Origin of the sequence: Desulfovibrio sp., from assembly GCF_019422935.1 — a bacterium.
Lineage (GTDB): Bacteria > Desulfobacterota > Desulfovibrionia > Desulfovibrionales > Desulfovibrionaceae > Desulfovibrio.
In genome coordinates, this window is record NZ_JAHZCJ010000001.1 from 647,753 (window position 1) to 665,275 (window position 17,523).

Consider the following 17,523-nt stretch of genomic DNA (forward strand, 5'->3'; position numbering starts at 1 on the left):
CCGGGGCTTAATTGCCCCCGGCAGCGTTCTTCCTGTATGGTTCAGTCACCACAACACAAACCTGATACAGGGAGGAACATCATGGAAATTTCAAAGGTTAAACTGTCTGACCTATCGAACGAGCAACTCTTGATTGTCGCTTCGCAGCTTTCCGCAGCAACGGCCTCCGCTTCCCCACGGCTCGAAAGTGAGCAGAAGGCAAGAGAGCAGACATGGCGTAACCTTGAACGCTATTACTCTCAGCTTCTTGAAGTGAGGGAGAGGGGGACATTTCTTGTGTCTGGTGGGATGGATTTAAGCTAGCTTTCTCCATCAGCGTACGGATCTTTTTCAACTCAATATAGCAGCCGCAGAGTATGTCGCGGCCATGCCATGCCTCGCCATCGCGGGGCATGGTCTTTTTGCATTTCTGGCAATAAAAGACGCGCGCCTCTGGATCATTGCTGGTGAATTGGCGAATCATTTGATCGCCACAATTGGGGCATAACGGGGGAGGAGGCAGCAGCTTGCTCATTGTGTATTTACCCTCAGTGTTTACAGAGTTATTTCCCATTCAAGCCATGCCATTATGTGACATGGCAGAATCCAAACTTTCATTCCGAGCCCACATCACGCCAAAACGGGGCCGCCTGCTTGTCACCGTTGTCTCTCCGCTCATGCCCGCGCCTCTGTACCGAAGCTACCCCGGCGATATGCCGCAGGATGCCGCTGTTGAAAGGGCCATGGGGCATGCGGCTGCATCACTCACAGAAGGACAGCAACGTCCCGTGCAAATCCGTACCACCTGGCAGATGGCTTTTCTTTAATTGCCGGGGCACAAGGTAGGCTTGCCCCCGGCGGGTTTTCCTCCATATGGTGTTGTCGCCAAACACACACCTATTTGCGGAGGAAATACCTATGGAACCGAACTTTGCCCCAGCACTTGTGGCCGCGTTTTCTGCCTTGGGCGGTGCGCTCGTGGGAGCATTTGCAACAGCCCTGACAACCATCATTGCCCAGAGGGCTGAGACGCGAAGAACCAAAATTGTGCAAGAAGCCGAAACGAGAAGGCATTTGCGAGACACGATAATTAGAGAAGTCGAAGCCTTTCGTGTAAAAGCGGAAAATGATATTGCTCGCGCGAACCAGCAGGTTGAACCTGGAGATCATCTCCCCAATCTTACGTTCTCGGACTACCTTGTCTTTGCACTGTATGTTGAGGACAAACTGCATCATACAAAATTCATGGACGAAGAAGGACTTAACGTCTTCCAGGAGGATCTCGAGACAATGTTCACGAATCTTGTGAAATACAGATGGAAAAAGGCGCAGGAAGGCAGGCAGGCTGTCAGGGACTTCCTTCTTAGAACGCAGCCTTGAGTAGCTGCGAATCTTCCGAATTAGCTCCTCGATAGCCTTATCAACCCGCTCTTTCTGGTCATCTGTCATTAGCTGCCTCCTGATAGCGGGCGATTAAATATTGGCTGTCTGCGGCTGTGCAGGTGCTGGTATGGGGGGAGTGGTTGAGGGGGATGCGGAAATCGCAGAGGATCGAAGCTCGTTGATAGCGGCCCTGATGGCATCAGCATTTGCCGAAAGCACGTCAGCCCGTTTCCCCGTGCGCAGTCTGCTGATTAGCACAGGATTAACGCCCGCAGCCTCAGCCAGCTGAGCTCCGGTCACGGAGTGGTTTTTCAGAAATTCCACAACTTCGGTTGCAATAGGTGTTCTTTCCATGTCGCAATATTACCCAAAGGTAATATTATGAGCAAGTCAAATTACCATAAAAAGATTTGTGTAGATTTCGTTTCGGTAATAAAGAATGAAAATGGGAAAATTCGAAGAAACAGTGCTGGAAATTCTTGAGGCGGCCATTGAAAAATATGGCACTGCGGCAGCTTTGTCACAAGCAACTGGGGTTTCCACGGCAAACATAAGCCGCTGGCGAAAAGGGCGCACTCCGCGCGTGGGTGAAGTCGCCCCCATCCTTGAAGCCATGGGCGCTAATCTTACGCTTCCAACCAGTGAGCCAGCCAAAGACGTTTGCTTCGTCCACGCTAAGGTTATGCCTGCTGGTGAGCACATCGCACCGCCTCAGTCAGAACAATATATTGCCGCCCCCCTAGTGGGCGAGGTCGGGGCCGGGCCGGGGTACTTTGCGCAGGAAGAGGTGGAGAGCTGGTTTTTGGTCTACAAAAATGTTCCCGCCATTATGCACAGGCGAAATCTCATAGCCGTAGAAATCGGCCCCATCTCCACGTCAATGCAACCGTTGCTGAACCCTGGTGACATCGTGCTCGTTGACCGTGACGATCAGGATGTGGAGCATCCCGGCCACATCATGCTTGTGCGCGATCCTGACGGTGCGGGCATGATTAAGCGAGTGGCACTCAATAAGGATGGAAGTGATTGGTCGCTCCAATACTACAGCGATAATGCCGCCAAAAATCCGCCCATGACTTTTAAGCTGGGCGAGGATTACGATGGCGACATCACTAAGGCCGTTGTGGGCAGGGTGATCTGGGCGTGGTCGGACGTGAGGAATAAGTAAGTCTGTGGTTTTGCTTTGGGGGATGGCCTGATGAAAGGTTTCGTTTATATAATGACCAACAAGGCCATGCCCAATATTTTTAAAATTGGGTATTCCCAAAAAGATCCTGCAATAAGGGCAGAGGAGCTTGAAACAACGGGTATACCTCATCCGTTCGTTGTTGAGTATGAAGCTTTGGTTGATGAGCCATATGAAATTGAACAGAAAGTTCATTCTGCATTGGCAGATGATAATGAAGGTAAAGAGTGGTTTAACTGCTCTTATGCAAAATGCGTTTCAGCGATAAGAGAATGCTCTGTTGGAAAAATTTATTATGAATTTTCAATAAAAGAAAAAATTGAATCAGAAAGAAGAGCTGAGGAGGAAAAATTAAAGCAACGAGAATTTGAAAAATTGTCTGAACAGAAAAGACAAGAATATTTATTGTGGCTTGAGAAAGAAAATAGCCGTAAGGAGCTTGAAGCTGAAGAGAATTTGAAGAGGTTAGAAGCGTCCAAAATTGAATCAGAAAATAAACTGAGAGAATTTTTATTTATTAAGCTTAAGCCTGTCAGATTAGTCTACTCTGGCATTTGTTTGTTGGCAGTATTGTTGGCAGTATTGTTGGCAACTTTGTTGTTTGATGGAGTTCTCTGTTTCACTGTTTTGTTAGCATTCCTCTTTTTCTCTTGGGTTATATATTTATATGTCTTTGATAGTTATAAATCTACATTCGAGCAGGAATTCAAAGATCAGCTTGATGCTGAATCTCCTTAAAAAAAGAATTATTCAACAGAACCTGCAAAATATAAACACGTATTAGACAGTGCTATGGAAAAATATACAATATATCAGGCAGGCCCGTTATTCACAGAGGCTGAGCAGGCATGGCACAAAGCCCTGTCAGCGCGCCTTAGAGACGCCGGACACGAGGTGATCTGGCCTGGTGATCTTCTGACCGATGAGCAAATTCAAAATGCGGGGGCAAATGCCTCCGCATTAATTTTTGATACCTGTAGACTAGGAATTGAACGCAGCACATGCGTTGTGGCCCTGCTTGATGGAACACAGGTTGACGACGGTACGGCATGGGAAATCGGCTATGCCTACGCCAAGGGGCTGCCCATTTACGGGATACGCACGGATTTTCGGCATGCAGGAGAAACCCGGCATAGCACAGTGAACAGCATGATAGAGGGGTGTTTGTCGCGGCTGGTGAGAGACTGCGAAACTTTAGTGGCGTTGTTAGAAAAAGGTCTTGAGTATAATAAAAAGTGAGGTGAAAATGATCGGCTATGAAGACTGGGAGTATCTTCAGTTGTCAGTGGATAACATCAAGCTTGATCCTCGCAATCCTAGACTTCCAGAAGACGTGATGGGCTCTACCCAGCCCAAAATTCGACATTATCTTGTAGATAACTTTCAGGTGCTCGAAATTGCAAAAAATATAGCAAAGTTTGGATTCTTCCCTACAGAACAGGTTATTGTTGTTAGGGAAAAAAAACACTTTGTTGTTGTTGAGGGAAATAGAAGAGTCGCTGCTCTCCAATTATTACGAAATCCAAGTCTCGCGCCACCACGAAAGATTAGTACGTATAGGAAGTTAGCCGAGAACATAGATACTGGGGTTTTGCAAAAGTTGCCAATGTATGTGGCGCCTTCACGCGAAGCTGCCGCGCCAATTTTAATAGCACGACATGCGAGTGATATGACTTCTTCTTGGAAGCGATTGATGAAAAATCGTTACCTCGTGGATGCGGTTTTGAGAGGGCGTTCATATGAGGATGTTGCAGAAGCTTATGGTGTTTCAAGGGACGAGGTTCGAACTGCAGCAATTGAAACAATTCTTAGAGAAATGGTAATAGAGTCAGATATAGATCTGGAAATCCGCGAAAAAATTATCGACTATAGCTTTCCGCTCTCAACTGTCTCTCGAATTGTAAAATCTCAACTTTTTACAGATATTACTGGGATGGAATTAGATGGGACAAAAATTATTACTTCAAAAATAAATCAAAAAGGGTTCATGAAGATTCTAACAAGAATTTTTACGGATCTAACTAATCCAGAGTTTAACTCACGCTATTTTGGGAAAAAAGATAAAGATATTACACCGTATATTAGAGAAATATCTGATAAATATTCAGGAGAAACTGGAAAGAGTTGTTATACCCCAAAGCCTCCGGCAGACCAACTTGCAGAGCCAGAGCATAAACCGAAGCCAAGAGCACGAACAGAGATGCTGATTCCTGACACTCGGAAGTTTTACACTGGCTTGTCAAAGCTTGATCATCTTATTGTTACTGCACAAAAAATGCGATTAGGCTATGCGCCTGTCGCGGGTGCGTTTGTTTTGAGGGCTATTTTTGAGTTGTCATTAATCCGGCTTTTTGATTTGCATGGTAAATTGGATGAGGTTTACCACTCAAGCGGAATGACAAAGCCTGCGAGTGTGCTTGCACGCACGTTATCCAGTCAGCGAGAGTGGTTTGAGAAGGATTCAATCCGAAAAAAACTTCTTCAGTTTGTTGATCCTGAAAACCCAAGATACATGCACATTGAAACTCTCCATGGATATGTTCATGGGATATTTCAGGAGCCTGATAAAAAAGATTTGGAGCAGTTTTGGAAACACATTCAACCAATAGTGGAGATGTGTCTTGAAGAAGAAGATTGATTGAGTCCATATTTAATGGACACTTCTGCGGGAAGTATCACTTGAGGGGGGGCGATGACAAGTTCGTTCCCCTTTTTTGCGTGGTGGGCAAAATAATTTAAATTGTAAGTTCCGACCCAATCACTGTGATAGAGATGACGCACTTCTTTGGTGTCGTCATAAGTTAATACCCATGCGCGATTTTTCTGTTCATTAATTAAAAGATTCGCTAAGGATGCATGGTTCTGATGCGTGTATGCATTTAAATACAGTTGGCTGCCTTTCTCATAGTATGGAGGGTCAAGATAGATTAGGACATTATCTTTAAAAGAAGGAACGATGTATTTAATAAGTTCAAGGGCGTCCAAGTTGTATACGTCTATATTATTCTTGAACTGTGCAATGCGAGAAATTTTATCAATGAGTGCTTTTTTGTTAAAGCGTGCGCTAATAGGGTATTGTCCTTTTTGCTGTAGACCTCCAATAGGCCCAGCCATTAAAATCCCAGAACGATTACATCTATTAAGATAAAAAGTAGCAAAACCCACATTAAAAAGCGTGTGCTGTGAAGAGTTTATTAATATATTTTTTTGATTGTGCCACTCGGATATGTTGAGCTGAATGCTATTAATTCGTTTTATAAAGTCGTCTGTGTAGTGCAGGATTGCTTTCCAAAATGAGTAAACGCATGGATCAAAATCGTTGATTACTATGCGTTTTACAATGCCATCAAAGAGTAAATTTAACGCAGCTCCCGCTCCGCCTGCATATGGTTCAATGTATACACCACCTGTAAGGTCATTCAACCGAATGACCTCTTTAAGGAAGGGGGTAATGGATGATTTTCCCCCTGGGTAGCGAAGTGGTGAATTCGTTATGGCCATAGTTTCTCCCTGGGCGAAGATACGAATTATGTCTCAACTCCGCAATAAATATTACCTCCCCTAGCCAAGGGGCATTTCATTTGCTGTGAGCTTATGGCATCTTCTAGTGGGGCCGGGAAGCTCCCTGCAATTTGTGCTTGTGCGGTAACAGCAGACGCATCTAGCGCAAAAAGGAGGTGAGTTCTATGGCTCAAACCAGAAATGGCAAAAAAATAGTCTATGTTCATTCCTACATCAGGATTAATCCTGATGGACGGGAAGTCGTTGTGCGGCAGCATTATCGCTCCACACCGAACAGGGCTATGTAGCTATATATCCCGGCCCCACTTATCTCCATCCATTCCCGGCCCAAGGTGTTCCCTGAGCCAACTAACCGGCTATTAAGAAGTACCATCAACATTTAGCAGGAGTGACATCTCATGCTTCTTTTGATTTCCTACGATCTTAGAAAGCCTGGAAGGGATTATTCCTCGCTACATCAAGCAATAAAAAATGTTGGAAACTGGTGGCATTGCCTTGAATCTGTCTGGATAGTTGAAACTAGTAGGGATGCGATCATTGTTCGTGACGAACTAATGCGACATATGGACACAAACGACAAATTAGCAGTGCTGCGCACAGCAGGGGAATGGGGTACGTACAATCTCGGTGATGACTGCAACCAATGGCTGCACGAGCGTATGTAGCCTTACCTGAGGCTGTTATCTCTTTCGCACGGTGTAAACCACTTATCCAGGAAGGCTTTTAAATCTTCCTGGAATTTTTTGTTTGATTCAGCAGATCCGTAGCCAGTGGGGATAAAAACCCCATCGTCAATCTGACAAATGTGGCTGCACCCCATGTCGATATAGATGCCGCGCTTCACAGTAATAGGTGCACTCACTACGATTCCTCCCTTTACTTTATTAGTTGGTTTTTTCGCTTGAAGCACACTTCTACGGGGCCGCTTAGTGAGAAGTCCCACTCCCAAGTTCTCTTGCCGCACCCGGCCCCAGTGTCGAAGTGTATGCCATTTTTATTCAGGAGCTTTTCAATTTCAAAAATATCCTTCATGTCCACCTTGCTCAGATCAAAGTGGATGCCCGCCTGTATTGGCTGCCTTCGCCAAACAATGCTGGGAATATAGCAGGCGCGCCAGCGGCGCAATGTTTGCCATAAATTTTTAAGCATCCTTCCTCCCTGCCCCTCACCAGAGGGGCTTTTTTGTGTATAATTCGATGTAATCAGTTATGTAATATTTAATCCTGTCGATATGTTAATGGTCTTATTAATATTCAATCGCAAGAGTTTCTATGTCGGAGAAACAATTTGCCGAGCTATCTCGAATGATTATGGCACAAATTGGAGTCCAAGCGGCTGGGTTTCGAGTTTGCGCGGCGCTATTGGCCGAACGACAATCGCCAGGAGCAGAAGGCTTTGCTCGTGGTGCTGAACTTTTTGACCAGGGAATAGCTGAGGTGGTGGCAGCCTTTCAGCTTGACCTCAAATCCCCACGCCAAGACTAATCCTCAACATTAGCCTTATTGCCCCTCCTTCGAGAGGGGCTTTTTTTATTGTCCGCTGAACTGCGGGTAATTTTTTATAGGCATAAAATTACTTTTAGGCAATTTTATTGTTGACTATAAATTACCTTTTGGTAATCTGCATTTGCAACACGGGAACGACTGCGAACACGGGGCAAGCCCCAAAGTAGCCACAAGCCGGAACTGTGAAGCAAACCGCTGATCAGTAGCGAGGCCCCGAATAACAAGTAGTAGGGAGTCCTAGACCGAAGGTCATAAGGCGGTTGGAAAGAATGAGAACTGGCCCGGTGCGGAAGGGGCAGGGGTGAAAAGATATCGTCGCACACCGTTAGCGCGGAGCGGCGTTACCCGATGCGGGGCACATAGCCCGCCGTAGGGCGCAAGGTAGCTGTTGACCGACCATAGCAGCGGAATTTCTTTCATACCGCTCTGGGCATCGTCCGGGGCGGGATTGGAGGAGATTCAACAAATTTGCGCCGCGTTTTCTTGCTTTTCGTAGGCGCAGGGGGCCGTTCCATCGGGGAGCGGCCTTTTTCTATGGCATCTAGCCAGGGCATCACGCCCCGGCATTTCACATACCGGGTGAACCCGTCCAGGGAGGAATCCAATGGTCATCCGCGTCGGCCCTCGGCAATCGAGGGAACAATCCTCCCATGGCTTTGTCGCAGAGAGGCACACCGTTAAGGGCGGGGGATAGCTGCTGCAACAGAACAGCCGCCATGGGGTAACGCAGGCCGGGGGTATTTCTCTCCCCCCGGCCTTTTCCATTTTCAGTGACGGAGCGTAGCGCAGCCTGGTAGCGCACCTGCTTTGGGAGTAGGGGGTCGCCGGTTCGAATCCGGCCGCTCCGACCAAATTTCAAATGGAGTCTGCCATGTGCGAACACTTGGGCGATTACACGCCAGGGAGCAGATCGTGGGGTGATGATGTCCCAGGACATGCCCAAGGATGCTTCTACCCAGGCGATGAGCCGGGTTGTCGGTGCAGAATCACAGGTGAGTTGTGTGACCCTGATTTTTGTCCCTTGGAAGAGGGCAGGGAGGTTTTCCAATGAGTGTACGAGACATTCTGATCATTCTGTTCGGCCTCATGTCCATGCCCCTTGTGATTGCCATCGGCGCGCACCTGGGGGGCTGACATGACAATGTGCATCTACCGCAATGGCGTTCTTGTCACGCTCCGAGGGACCAGAAAGGAAGTCATGGAGCAGATTCGGTCATGGTGCCCGTCTGGGCTGCTGATAGAAATTTTCAGTCGTGGGAGGGCGCAGTGAGCGCACGAGACTTTATGGCCATTCTGTTCGGCCTCATGTGCATGCCTGTTGATATTTTTATCGACCAGAAGGGGGGATAGCATGTTTCCCTCAGTGACAACTGTTCTCGCGCCGTTCGGGGGTATTGAGGAGCTGAAACGCCGATTTCCCGCCGTCATCGAACGCGCTGCTGTGCGTGGAACAGCTGTACACGGATACTGCGAAGATGCGGCAAAGGGTCTGTTCGTCATGGGTGTACCCGCAGAATACCGGGGATATTTCGACAGTTTCATGCACTGGCTGGCCGATGTTGAGGAAGTGGTGGCGACCGAGCTGCGGATTATGGACACGGCACTCGGGTTTCACGGGCAGATGGACATAATTTGCCGCATGAAAGGTGATTCGGCGCTGTCGCTCTGGGACTACAAAACTCCGGACCATGTATCGCCCACATGGGGCCCGCAAATAGCCGCATACACACACCTTGCCCATCTTGACGGCTACCCGGTCGAGCGCGCGGGTATGGTGCGCCTGCGTAAAACAGGACGCCCGCCCCTGGTCACTGAATACACAAAATCACTACGCCGGCATTGGAACGTCTATGTTTCGGCGCTCAACGTTTACAACGCTTTCATAGCCCCCAAAGGGAGGAAGATATGACCACTGCGCAAAGCATAGATATTTCGCAAGGAATGGACTTTTCCGCTGTCGTTGGCCTCGTGCCTGGAGTTGTTCCCCCACCCGTAGAAAAGGTTGCAGAATCTGCCTCGGCGAACAACCTTCCGGCCGTCTTGACTATGCTTGCCCCTCGCGCGGTACTTGAACCGTTCCGGAGCAAAGCCAAGGACCTCGCCGCCAAGGCATCTGCCATCAAGGTGCAGGACCAGGAAAGCCAGCTCGCGGCCACAACACTTGCGGGAACCATCAAAAAAGTGGCGAAAACTGTAGAAGACGCCCGCAAGGAATACACTGCGCCCATCAATGAACACGTTAAGGCCGTCAACGGGCTTGCCAAAGAGATAACGGCTCCTCTTGATACCGGCATGCGTTACCTCACTGGTCAGCTCAACCAATACGCAGCCAAGGTTGAACTGGACCGTCGCAAGGCCGAAGAAGAAGCCCGACGCCAGGCAGAGGCCGAACAGAAGCGCTTGGACGCCGAAGCCAAGGCTGCTGGCGTAGAAGCCCCCATCGTACCCGAAGTTCTTCCGGCAAAATCTGAAAAAGCCACCGTGCGTACCGAAACAGGCACGTCTTACCAGCGCAAAGTATGGACCTTTGAAGTTGAAAAGCTGGCCGATGTGCCGCGCGAATACATGCTTCTGAACGAAAAGGCGGTCAACGCTGCAATACGGAACGGTATCAGATCAATACCCGGTCTGAAAATTCTTGAAACCACAAGCACCGTTATTCGATAGGGGTAGTACGATGAGCAATGTACCCGCCACCCAGAACAACAATTCTGGCAATCAGGCTATTTTCGCCCGCTTCGCCACTCGTTTTGGTCTCGATTCGAACAAGGTTTCGGGCATTCTGAAAAATACTGCCTTCAAAACTTCCAGCAGCCAGGGAGTTACAGACGAACAGATGGCCGCGCTGCTCGTCGTGGCCGATCAGTTTAACCTGAACCCGTTCGTTAAGGAAATCTACGCTTTTCCGGACTCCAACGGCCGGGGCATCGTGCCCATCGTGCCCATTGACGGGTGGACACGCATCGCCAATGAACACCCGCAGTATGACGGCGTAGAGTTCTGCTACGCCGAGGAGACCGTGCCCCACGGCGGCAGGAAATGCCCGGCCTGGATTGAAGCTGTAATTTATCGCAAGGACCGTTCCCGCCCGACCAGAGTTAGAGAATATCTGGAAGAGTGCGCAAAAAACTCCGGCCCCTGGAACAGTCACCCGCAACGCATGCTCAGGCATAAGGCGTTCATGCAGTGCTGCCGTGTCGCCTTCTCCTTCGGCGGTGTTTACGACGAGGACGAGGGCGAACGCATTGCCAGCGCCCGCCTCGTCGAGATGCCGAACGGCATGCCTGCTTCCATCGACATCACTCCGGACGCCAAGGCACTGCCCACCGGCGAAGAGTTCGAAGGCATCATTCTACAGGCTGGCTTCGGAGATCAGCGGGACAAAGTAGATGCGTACCTGCATGTCTGCGCGCAGCACTTTCAGTCATCCATTGATGAAGTGAAGGCGGAGGTCGTTCGCCATCCCGACAATTTCATTAAGACTTTCCCCGCCTGGCTCAAAAGCGCAGAGCAGCAAAAAAATGGGCAAGCCTCTGCTGCGGCCAAGCCTCAGGATGCGAAGGAAGAGGACCGTACCTTCCCTTGCCCCAACAAGGATAACGCCCTTGTTGATGACGAGGATTGCTTCCACTGCAAAGAACGCGAAGGCTGCCCAGGCCGCGCATAATTGCCAGCCCAAAAGACAAATACAGGAGAAACCACATGGCCCCCAGGAAGAAAGCCAAGGCGCTCCCGCGCCCTGAACCCGAAATGTTTACGGTCTGCGGCGACATCGTACAGGAAACCGAGGACGCCATCCTGCTTGTGTGTGATGGCGAGGACGTCTGGCTGCCCAAGAGCCAGATTGAATACGTCGGTGAACGCGGTGACATGAATGTTGAAGTTACGCTGCCCGACTGGTTGGCTGATGACAACGGCCTGGTCGATGGCCAGGGGGTTAAGGCTGGTGAAAGTGGCGGGCAGCAGGAACAGCCACAGGAAACCGAGCCTGAGCCTGACCCCGATCCCAACGATACAATGGCGATCACCCTGACCATCCTCGCATTTTCTGAGGATGGGGAGACGGCCACCGTTGAAGACCGCCACGCCAACAAGGCAGACATTCCCACAGCCTCCTTCACTCATGGTGAAGACGAAATCAACGTGGGGGACACGGTCTTGTGCAACGTTCTGGTCAGCGCGGTGGAGCCAACAGACCTTTGCCCTGACGACGTGCCCAATGATGATGCCTGCGCCTCGGCTGATAACCCCGAAGACGAGCAGAAGGACTGCGAAGCGTTGCCTGCCTGCTTGCGGGGGCGGGATGTCCACTGGCTCAAGAAAGAAACCTGCACAAAGGCTTTCCCGCTGTCCGACGAGGATAAGCTGGAACTTGGTAGCAAAATGGCCGCTGCACAGGCCAAGATTGACCAGCTTGAAGATGAACTCGCCAGCGTCCGTAAGAGCTACAAGGGCCGCATTGAAGAACATCAGGAGACCTTGAGCCAAGCAGCCGAAGAGTTCCGCTACGGCAAAACGGAGCCACAGGACGTTGAGTGCGACGTGTTCCAGGACTTTGATTCCGGCGAAATCGTCTACGTCACTGCCGATGATGCCGCCGAAGTGATCATGCGCCGCCCCATGACTACGGATGAACGCCGTCCGACGTTGTTTGACGGCCCGCCTTCCATTGGCAAGGGGCATTCCGCGCCGCTTGGCGAAGACCCGCGTCACCGGGTCGTGACGACTGAGGCGACGCCACAGACTTGGGGGCACACCTGCGTTGATTGCGCCCATATGCCGAACGCTGATGACGGCACACAGGCCGAGGAATGCGCCAATTGTGCGCAGAGCGTTGAAGGTGGTACGGACAACTGGGCGCCGCGCCGCGAATGCGCCACCTGCAATTACAAGAGCATTGCCGTCAACATGCCCCCGTGCAATACCTGCGTGCTGAACCCTCAGGCTGATGCAGGTGCAGAGGATGACAACTGGATCTCTGCTGGGAACAAAGCCGTTGTAGAGCCCTCTGAAATTGATGAATCCCCGGCAGAAGAACTCCAGGCCGGGGAACCCGTTGATGAAGAAGCGGCTGAACAGCCCCCGCTGATTGGCGGTGAACATCAGCCCGCCTCTGGAGCCGCCATCCAATGAGCGGCTTCGATGATCCAAACCGCCCTGAATGGCGTGGGAAGCGCAAATCAAAAAACTACGCGCATATCTACGCCAGTTGTAAGGGGGAGCGGCTCAGTGATGGCAAACCGTCCCGCACCTGCAAGAAGTGCGGGACGGTTTCAAGAAAGAAGAAATGCCCAATTTGCGGGTGCGAGCAATTCAAAAAGCTGTAGGGGGCAAGGCCCATCCATATCACGGTAGCCAACCTCAACCCCTGCCCGTGGGGCTATACGCGGGCACTGAATTACCCGACATGATCATTGAAAATGCCAACTTCTTTGGGGTTAGCTTTTCTAAACGATATAGCCCTCATCGTACCATTTCGCCAAGTAAAAGCGATCAAAACAATATCGTCTCGATATTCAGTGAGCATCATATATCTCTGCTCTTCATTTTCTATGTATCCATCGCTCATTATATAATGATCTTTTCCAAACAGAATAATCGAATCAACAATATCTTGGGCACAGTTTAATGAAAACTTGTGTTTTTTGCGGTTAATTTCATCTTTATCATCGTCAAATTCAACCTGCATTCCCACGGAAAAGATAATTTCATCCATAAAATTTTCCCCTTTTTTACTTAAATTACATAACAACTATATGAGAAGTAACAATATAATATAATTCATGAGGCCAAAAAATGAATAACAAAAAACAGCACTATTGCTAAAGAGTGACGCAGCTGTGGCGTTTTGAGTCTGCCGCTGAATTGGGTGGAGGAAGAATTCGAAATATATTCGCAAAAAATGAGATATGACATTTACGAAGTGGCAATTTTGATATTTCTTGAGAAAGTCCTGTCGAGAAAGTCAGCGTCGGCCCTTTATCATACGGCAGAAAGAGAATGCGTGGCTTCAGATCGGGGCAATATTCTTCAGAAGTTGTATATACAAGTAGCCCTTTATCCAGCGAGCGAAGGAGTGAAACTTTTATTTTCTTATCTCGGTAATCTAATTTCTGCGTGTACTGTAAGCTTTGATTTATTTTTAAGTTTGCAAATGTAGGAAAAGCGATTAAAGAAATTGTGGTTGATATTATAATAATAGCTATTGTTGTATTATATTTATTTGAATAAATTTTTTCTATTGATGACATGTAGAATATTATAATTGATATAATAAATATTAATGCCAAAATTATAATGGCAAAAGCAACGCTTAAAAACTCATGGAAGAAGTTTATATAACCCATGATTATTATATAAGGGTGCATGAAATAAATAAGCACAAGTATAAAATAATATGTATTTCTCTTGAGATTTTTGCTGTTGTTAGCTGAATTTGATTTAAAAGTAATTAGTATCTTTTTTATAAAAAGTGTCCACGCTGTACAAAGAAATGTATATATAAGTGGAAATAACCATGTGCTAAATGACATCGTGTAGTCTGAGATTGTTAGTGGAATTGTAAGCTGATCTATTCCAATTTTGTAAAAGAATATAATTGTGTAAATAGTTGAAAGTAATATAGCATATGATGCGCACAATGGAGGAAATATTGCTATATCAGTAATTTTAAATGTCCACTGTGGAATAATATTATTATTTTCAGGGGCTGAATTTGCTACGGCAACTTGGTCATTTTCTGGCATAATTTCCTCCAATTAATAAATAACTAATATTATTTTACACTACTATCAATAACATGGAGCCGCCCCAAAGGCGGTTTTTTTATTTCTCAGCCATGACGATAGTCACAACTGTGGGCCGCACATACCAACACGCGGGGAGATACATGCTATTCTCGGTACTTTCCATTAGACAGCCTTGGGCGGCGCTAATCGTCAACGGCATCAAAGACCTCGAGAACCGCAACTGGCGTCTGCCGGAAAAATACCGCAATTGCACGGTGCTGGTGCATGCCAGCGCAAAGCCCGCATTTGATCAGCATGCTGCGCAGCTTGAAATAGTTGCGCGTGGTTTGCCAATGGAAATTTTGCACTCCACAACGCTTTGCGGCTGCATCGTCGGGGCTGTGCAGTTCACAGGCTGCTTGGCGTCGAGCGCTGGCAACCAGCAATCGGCATGGGCCGACCAATCCTCAAAATTCTGGTGGATGATCGGCAAGGCTTTGCCCCTGCCGCCGATGCCTGCCATTGGCAAACTGAAATTCTGGCAATTCGATTACCCTCACAGAGCTTCGTGGCCACAGGAGGCCGATGAATGAGCACGGTTGAAATATCCCAAGAGGAACGTGACCTGTGGCGATTTGAAGCTACCGACGAGTGCGGCACGCCCAGTGACGAGGATGAACGCATTCTGAGGCTGCTCAAGGCTCTTGAAGCCTCTGAGGCTGACCTTGAAAGGTCATGCGAGGAAACCAGGGCCAATTTTTCAGCACTGTACCGCATGGCCAATGAGATTGTGCCAGAACTGAAAAGGCAGCTTAAAGCCGCCGAGGACGAAGTTGCACGGCTACGGATCGGTTGAATACTGCGGTGAAAGGAACCCGCTGATCGAAGGAGGCTGGATATATGCAATGCTTGTTAACCAAAGAAGATGCGCGCCTGTTTCTGGGCCTCAAGACCATTGATGCCACGGAAAAAATGTTGCAGCGCCTTCGTGTTCCCAGAATGGATTTTTCAATCATCGGCGGCAAAGGCATACGGTATAGACGAAGTGACCTTGAAGAAGCTCTTTCGAGAATCGAGGTTAGGCCAAAGTCGTCAAACCGTGTCCCAAAGAAAAGGCGGCAGCGTACTGACTTGTTCGACCTCTCAGTCAAAGAGCAGTTGGCTATCCTGAGTGCAGACAGACCTCAACAATAGGTTTTGAAATGGCTATTCGCAGGCGTAACGAGCGGGCATCTTCTTATCAAGTCTACTGGAACAATCCATTCACGGGAAAGAGGGAAAGCGCCTCATTCCCCACGCTTGCCGAAGCCCGCAAAGAAGATTCACTGATTCAGCACCGCTTGAAGTATGACCGCGAGTCATTCCGGCCAGCAGAGGATGAGAATATCAGTACTGGCGGCACGGTCCGCGAAGTCATAGCCCTCTACCTTTCGGCCAAAAGGTTTAGCGACAATAATCTGCGTACCATTCTCGAACACCTGAAGCATGTGCATGCCGTGTTCGGGAACCGAGAAGTGTCCAGCCTGGAAAAGCGGGATTTCGTTAAGTTCATCAGTGATGAAGCTGAGCGAGGCGTTAAAACAACCACGTCACACCGTCGACTTACCATTCTCCGTGCGGCCCTGTCCTGGGCTGCCGACTCAGAGTTCATTGAATCCAATCCGATGCAAGGCATGAAACTACCCAGGGGACAGCATGAACGGATTGCTCCCCCGACGCCAGCAGAGGTTTCCGCAATTCTAGCGGTTGCCAAGGGGCACGTGTACCGAGCCGTCATGCTGGGAATTTTCCTTGGAGTTCGTATCGGCCCGACTGAATTGTTCCGGCTCAAGTGGCAGGATGTCGACTTTGAGAGAAAAACGATTCGAGTGTGGAGTGCTGCCAAAAACAAGAATATGCCATTCCGAGACGTGCCGATTCGGGAAAATTTGTTGGAAGAAATGAAGGTCTGGGGTCGCTCTGATGCTGAGGCCGGGTGTGAGTTTATCATCCACTTCAAAGGCAAGCAGATAGACAGCATGAAATCAGCTTGGCGAGACACTAAGAAGGCGGCTGGCATCACCAGGCGCATGCGCCCATACGATTTGCGCCATGCTTTTGCCACCTACGCCTTGGACAACGATGCAGACTTGAAGTCTGTTGCTGAGATCATGGGACATTCAAACCCCACCATGATCCTTACCCACTATCAGCACACATCCGAAGCATCGCGTCGAGCGGCCATCGAATCCTTCCCCGACATCATGCCCTCATGTGCCCAAGCCATGTGCCCAAAAAAATAAGGGGTCATCCTGTTAAGGATAACCCCTTGATTTATTTGGTGGGCAGTACAGGACTTGAACCTGTGGCCCCCGCCTTGTAAGGGCGGTGCTCAACCAACTGAGCTAACTGCCCGAAACAGCGTAGCACAGGCAGCTATATGCCCTGTTATTCAGCACATTGCAAGCGCAATTTTGCCGCTACACAGAGCAGCCCCGGTCGCAATGCCGGGGCTGCCAGATTATCAGCCTGATACTTTGCTGCGATTACAGTTATTTCATCTCGTTAAGATACGTTGCAATATCCTTCATCTGCGCGGGGCTCAGGCCCTGCACCGTCTGTTGCATTCGGGCAGCAGCGCCGGTGGCATTGTTCAGGTTTTTGACCCTTTCCATGCCAGCCACCAGTGCATCCACAGGTTTGCCCTTCATTGCCGCAGGGGTGGCCGAATGACAGCCCGAGCACAGCTTGTTGTACATCTCCTGCCCTGTACCCGCGCTGTCCTGAGCCGCAACAGCAGTGCCAGCCAGCACCAGCCCGGCAGCCAAAAGAATTTTCAGTGAGTTAGCAGAAAAGGTCATGGAACCCTCCTGTGGGTTACTCTGTTTGAAAAACCAGCCTGACCGCACAGCAGCCAGGCTTTTGGTCACTTTCAGCATATGCTCCAAGGCCTGCACCTCACAAGGGGTATCACGTGGATGTTCCACCAAAAAATAATTACAGGGGGAGCATAGTGCCACGCCTGCGCCCAACATCACAAGGTTGCAGCCACCAGCTACATTGCCTTTCACTTGAGCCCCAATTGGCGGCTTGTGAATATCTAGCTGAAAAAACAGTTATATTGCGAAAAGGCAAGTCGTTCAATGAGTACATAATTGTACACGCTGAACGCTGAATCAATATTAACGCAATATTAACGTTTTTTGCGGCATGATTGTGCACAAAATACCAATGTTGACAC

23 protein-coding genes and 2 tRNA genes are annotated in these 17,523 nt (G+C 49.1%); 19 read left to right on the forward strand and 6 right to left on the reverse strand.

What is annotated here, in order from left to right; all coding sequences use genetic code 11:
• Positions 1 to 81 precede the first annotated feature (81 nt).
• From QZ383_RS02760 to QZ383_RS02790, 7 genes are all read left to right on the forward strand, one after another.
• A complete protein-coding gene (locus QZ383_RS02760) occupies positions 82 to 303 on the forward strand; it encodes a hypothetical protein (RefSeq protein WP_291442813.1) in 222 nt (73 codons plus the stop codon).
• A gap of 272 nt (positions 304 to 575) precedes the next feature.
• A complete protein-coding gene (locus tag QZ383_RS02765) occupies positions 576 to 806 on the forward strand; it encodes a hypothetical protein (RefSeq protein WP_291442815.1) in 231 nt (76 codons plus the stop codon).
• A 91-nt stretch (positions 807 to 897) separates the two neighbouring features.
• Entirely contained in the window at positions 898 to 1,359 is a 462-nt protein-coding gene (locus tag QZ383_RS02770; protein WP_291442817.1) for a hypothetical protein, read from the forward strand.
• A 448-nt stretch (positions 1,360 to 1,807) separates the two neighbouring features.
• Complete coding sequence (locus QZ383_RS02775; protein WP_291442818.1) at positions 1,808 to 2,530, forward strand: S24 family peptidase; 723 nt, start codon at positions 1,808 to 1,810, stop codon at positions 2,528 to 2,530.
• A gap of 30 nt (positions 2,531 to 2,560) precedes the next feature.
• A complete protein-coding gene (locus QZ383_RS02780; RefSeq protein WP_291442820.1) occupies positions 2,561 to 3,286 on the forward strand; it encodes a GIY-YIG nuclease family protein in 726 nt (241 codons plus the stop codon).
• 54 nt (positions 3,287 to 3,340) lie between these two features.
• Positions 3,341 to 3,787 carry a nucleoside 2-deoxyribosyltransferase gene (locus QZ383_RS02785; RefSeq protein WP_291442822.1) on the forward strand — a complete coding sequence of 149 codons (447 nt, stop codon included), beginning with the start codon at positions 3,341 to 3,343 and terminating at the stop codon, positions 3,785 to 3,787.
• A gap of 7 nt (positions 3,788 to 3,794) precedes the next feature.
• On the forward strand, positions 3,795 to 5,186 hold the full coding sequence (locus tag QZ383_RS02790) for a hypothetical protein (RefSeq protein ID WP_291442824.1): 1,392 nt from the start codon (positions 3,795 to 3,797) through the stop codon (positions 5,184 to 5,186).
• Here the strand turns inward: QZ383_RS02790 and QZ383_RS02795 are convergent.
• Positions 5,147 to 6,049 carry a DNA adenine methylase gene (locus QZ383_RS02795; RefSeq protein WP_291442826.1) on the reverse strand — a complete coding sequence of 301 codons (903 nt, stop codon included), beginning with the start codon at positions 6,047 to 6,049 and terminating at the stop codon, positions 5,147 to 5,149. The two genes, QZ383_RS02790 and QZ383_RS02795, sit on opposite strands and share 40 nt — an antisense overlap.
• A gap of 419 nt (positions 6,050 to 6,468) precedes the next feature.
• On the opposite strand from QZ383_RS02795, the gene QZ383_RS02800 reads away from it, so the two are divergent.
• Entirely contained in the window at positions 6,469 to 6,735 is a 267-nt protein-coding gene (locus tag QZ383_RS02800) for a hypothetical protein (RefSeq protein WP_291442827.1), read from the forward strand.
• A 211-nt stretch (positions 6,736 to 6,946) separates the two neighbouring features.
• On the opposite strand, the gene QZ383_RS02805 is transcribed toward QZ383_RS02800, so the two are convergent.
• Positions 6,947 to 7,219 (reverse strand): hypothetical protein, encoded by a 273-nt coding sequence (locus QZ383_RS02805; protein ID WP_291442829.1) that lies wholly within the window; start codon positions 7,217 to 7,219, stop codon positions 6,947 to 6,949.
• A 122-nt stretch (positions 7,220 to 7,341) separates the two neighbouring features.
• Here QZ383_RS02805 and QZ383_RS02810 point away from each other — a divergent pair, with 122 nt between their 5' ends.
• From QZ383_RS02810 to QZ383_RS02840, 7 genes are all read left to right on the forward strand, one after another.
• Positions 7,342 to 7,554, forward strand: coding sequence for a hypothetical protein (locus QZ383_RS02810; protein WP_291442831.1), 213 nt, complete (start codon positions 7,342 to 7,344; stop codon positions 7,552 to 7,554).
• A 795-nt stretch (positions 7,555 to 8,349) separates the two neighbouring features.
• A tRNA-Pro gene (locus tag QZ383_RS02815) sits at positions 8,350 to 8,426 on the forward strand.
• 364 nt (positions 8,427 to 8,790) lie between these two features.
• Positions 8,791 to 8,925: a hypothetical protein gene (locus QZ383_RS02820; protein WP_291442833.1), complete on the forward strand. Its 135-nt coding sequence runs from the start codon at positions 8,791 to 8,793 to the stop codon at positions 8,923 to 8,925.
• Between the two features lies 1 nt (position 8,926).
• A complete protein-coding gene (locus QZ383_RS02825) occupies positions 8,927 to 9,484 on the forward strand; it encodes a PD-(D/E)XK nuclease family protein (protein ID WP_291442835.1) in 558 nt (185 codons plus the stop codon).
• A complete protein-coding gene (locus QZ383_RS02830; RefSeq protein WP_291442837.1) occupies positions 9,481 to 10,242 on the forward strand; it encodes a hypothetical protein in 762 nt (253 codons plus the stop codon). Before QZ383_RS02825 ends, QZ383_RS02830 begins: the two co-directional genes overlap by 4 nt.
• A 10-nt stretch (positions 10,243 to 10,252) precedes the next feature.
• Entirely contained in the window at positions 10,253 to 11,242 is a 990-nt protein-coding gene (bet, locus tag QZ383_RS02835) for a phage recombination protein Bet (RefSeq protein WP_291442839.1), read from the forward strand.
• 35 nt (positions 11,243 to 11,277) lie between these two features.
• On the forward strand, positions 11,278 to 12,708 hold the full coding sequence (locus QZ383_RS02840; RefSeq protein ID WP_291442841.1) for a hypothetical protein: 1,431 nt from the start codon (positions 11,278 to 11,280) through the stop codon (positions 12,706 to 12,708).
• 265 nt (positions 12,709 to 12,973) lie between these two features.
• Here the strand turns inward: QZ383_RS02840 and QZ383_RS02845 are convergent, their stop codons facing one another.
• Together QZ383_RS02845 and QZ383_RS02850 are read right to left on the reverse strand one after the other, a co-directional pair.
• Positions 12,974 to 13,291 (reverse strand): BrnT family toxin, encoded by a 318-nt coding sequence (locus tag QZ383_RS02845; RefSeq protein WP_291442843.1) that lies wholly within the window; start codon positions 13,289 to 13,291, stop codon positions 12,974 to 12,976.
• A gap of 106 nt (positions 13,292 to 13,397) precedes the next feature.
• A complete protein-coding gene (locus QZ383_RS02850; protein ID WP_291442845.1) occupies positions 13,398 to 14,321 on the reverse strand; it encodes a hypothetical protein in 924 nt (307 codons plus the stop codon).
• Positions 14,322 to 14,464: 143 nt separating this feature from the next.
• On the opposite strand from QZ383_RS02850, the gene QZ383_RS02855 reads away from it, so the two are divergent.
• The 4 genes from QZ383_RS02855 to QZ383_RS02870 are packed head-to-tail and all read left to right on the forward strand — an operon-like array spanning position 14,465 to position 16,585.
• On the forward strand, positions 14,465 to 14,896 hold the full coding sequence (locus tag QZ383_RS02855) for an ASCH domain-containing protein (protein ID WP_291442847.1): 432 nt from the start codon (positions 14,465 to 14,467) through the stop codon (positions 14,894 to 14,896).
• Positions 14,893 to 15,159 carry a hypothetical protein gene (locus tag QZ383_RS02860; RefSeq protein WP_291442849.1) on the forward strand — a complete coding sequence of 89 codons (267 nt, stop codon included), beginning with the start codon at positions 14,893 to 14,895 and terminating at the stop codon, positions 15,157 to 15,159. Before QZ383_RS02855 ends, QZ383_RS02860 begins: the two co-directional genes overlap by 4 nt.
• Before the next feature lie 44 nt (positions 15,160 to 15,203).
• Positions 15,204 to 15,497, forward strand: a complete 294-nt coding sequence (locus tag QZ383_RS02865) for a hypothetical protein (protein ID WP_291442851.1) — start codon at positions 15,204 to 15,206, stop codon at positions 15,495 to 15,497.
• Between the two features lie 8 nt (positions 15,498 to 15,505).
• Positions 15,506 to 16,585 (forward strand): site-specific integrase, encoded by a 1,080-nt coding sequence (locus QZ383_RS02870; protein ID WP_291442852.1) that lies wholly within the window; start codon positions 15,506 to 15,508, stop codon positions 16,583 to 16,585.
• Positions 16,586 to 16,621: 36 nt separating this feature from the next.
• Here QZ383_RS02870 and QZ383_RS02875 read toward each other — a convergent pair.
• Together QZ383_RS02875 and QZ383_RS02880 are read right to left on the reverse strand one after the other, a co-directional pair.
• A tRNA-Val gene (locus QZ383_RS02875) sits at positions 16,622 to 16,697 on the reverse strand.
• 137 nt (positions 16,698 to 16,834) lie between these two features.
• A complete protein-coding gene (locus QZ383_RS02880) occupies positions 16,835 to 17,143 on the reverse strand; it encodes a cytochrome C (protein ID WP_291442853.1) in 309 nt (102 codons plus the stop codon).
• Positions 17,144 to 17,523 lie beyond the last annotated feature (380 nt).

Bases quoted from the DNA above. Each gene is read 5' to 3' on its own strand.
- QZ383_RS02810 (WP_291442831.1), top strand. From the start codon at position 7,342: ATGTCGGAGAAACAATTTGCCGAGCTATCTCGAATGATTATGGCACAA.
- QZ383_RS02840 (WP_291442841.1), top strand. From the start codon at position 11,278: ATGGCCCCCAGGAAGAAAGCCAAGGCGCTCCCGCGCCCTGAACCCGAA.
- QZ383_RS02785 (WP_291442822.1), top strand. From the start codon at position 3,341: ATGGAAAAATATACAATATATCAGGCAGGCCCGTTATTCACAGAGGCT.
- QZ383_RS02880 (WP_291442853.1), bottom strand. From the start codon at position 17,143: ATGACCTTTTCTGCTAACTCACTGAAAATTCTTTTGGCTGCCGGGCTG.
- QZ383_RS02805 (WP_291442829.1), bottom strand. From the start codon at position 7,219: ATGCTTAAAAATTTATGGCAAACATTGCGCCGCTGGCGCGCCTGCTAT.
- QZ383_RS02870 (WP_291442852.1), top strand. From the start codon at position 15,506: ATGGCTATTCGCAGGCGTAACGAGCGGGCATCTTCTTATCAAGTCTAC.
- QZ383_RS02850 (WP_291442845.1), bottom strand. From the start codon at position 14,321: ATGCCAGAAAATGACCAAGTTGCCGTAGCAAATTCAGCCCCTGAAAAT.
- QZ383_RS02820 (WP_291442833.1), top strand. From the start codon at position 8,791: ATGGTGCCCGTCTGGGCTGCTGATAGAAATTTTCAGTCGTGGGAGGGC.
- QZ383_RS02800 (WP_291442827.1), top strand. From the start codon at position 6,469: ATGCTTCTTTTGATTTCCTACGATCTTAGAAAGCCTGGAAGGGATTAT.
- QZ383_RS02760 (WP_291442813.1), top strand. From the start codon at position 82: ATGGAAATTTCAAAGGTTAAACTGTCTGACCTATCGAACGAGCAACTC.
- QZ383_RS02790 (WP_291442824.1), top strand. From the start codon at position 3,795: ATGATCGGCTATGAAGACTGGGAGTATCTTCAGTTGTCAGTGGATAAC.
- QZ383_RS02765 (WP_291442815.1), top strand. From the start codon at position 576: ATGGCAGAATCCAAACTTTCATTCCGAGCCCACATCACGCCAAAACGG.
- QZ383_RS02855 (WP_291442847.1), top strand. From the start codon at position 14,465: ATGCTATTCTCGGTACTTTCCATTAGACAGCCTTGGGCGGCGCTAATC.
- QZ383_RS02795 (WP_291442826.1), bottom strand. From the start codon at position 6,049: ATGGCCATAACGAATTCACCACTTCGCTACCCAGGGGGAAAATCATCC.
- QZ383_RS02865 (WP_291442851.1), top strand. From the start codon at position 15,204: ATGCAATGCTTGTTAACCAAAGAAGATGCGCGCCTGTTTCTGGGCCTC.
- QZ383_RS02825 (WP_291442835.1), top strand. From the start codon at position 8,927: ATGTTTCCCTCAGTGACAACTGTTCTCGCGCCGTTCGGGGGTATTGAG.
- QZ383_RS02830 (WP_291442837.1), top strand. From the start codon at position 9,481: ATGACCACTGCGCAAAGCATAGATATTTCGCAAGGAATGGACTTTTCC.
- QZ383_RS02775 (WP_291442818.1), top strand. From the start codon at position 1,808: ATGGGAAAATTCGAAGAAACAGTGCTGGAAATTCTTGAGGCGGCCATT.
- QZ383_RS02860 (WP_291442849.1), top strand. From the start codon at position 14,893: ATGAGCACGGTTGAAATATCCCAAGAGGAACGTGACCTGTGGCGATTT.
- QZ383_RS02845 (WP_291442843.1), bottom strand. From the start codon at position 13,291: ATGGATGAAATTATCTTTTCCGTGGGAATGCAGGTTGAATTTGACGAT.
- QZ383_RS02770 (WP_291442817.1), top strand. From the start codon at position 898: ATGGAACCGAACTTTGCCCCAGCACTTGTGGCCGCGTTTTCTGCCTTG.
- bet (WP_291442839.1), top strand. From the start codon at position 10,253: ATGAGCAATGTACCCGCCACCCAGAACAACAATTCTGGCAATCAGGCT.
- QZ383_RS02780 (WP_291442820.1), top strand. From the start codon at position 2,561: ATGAAAGGTTTCGTTTATATAATGACCAACAAGGCCATGCCCAATATT.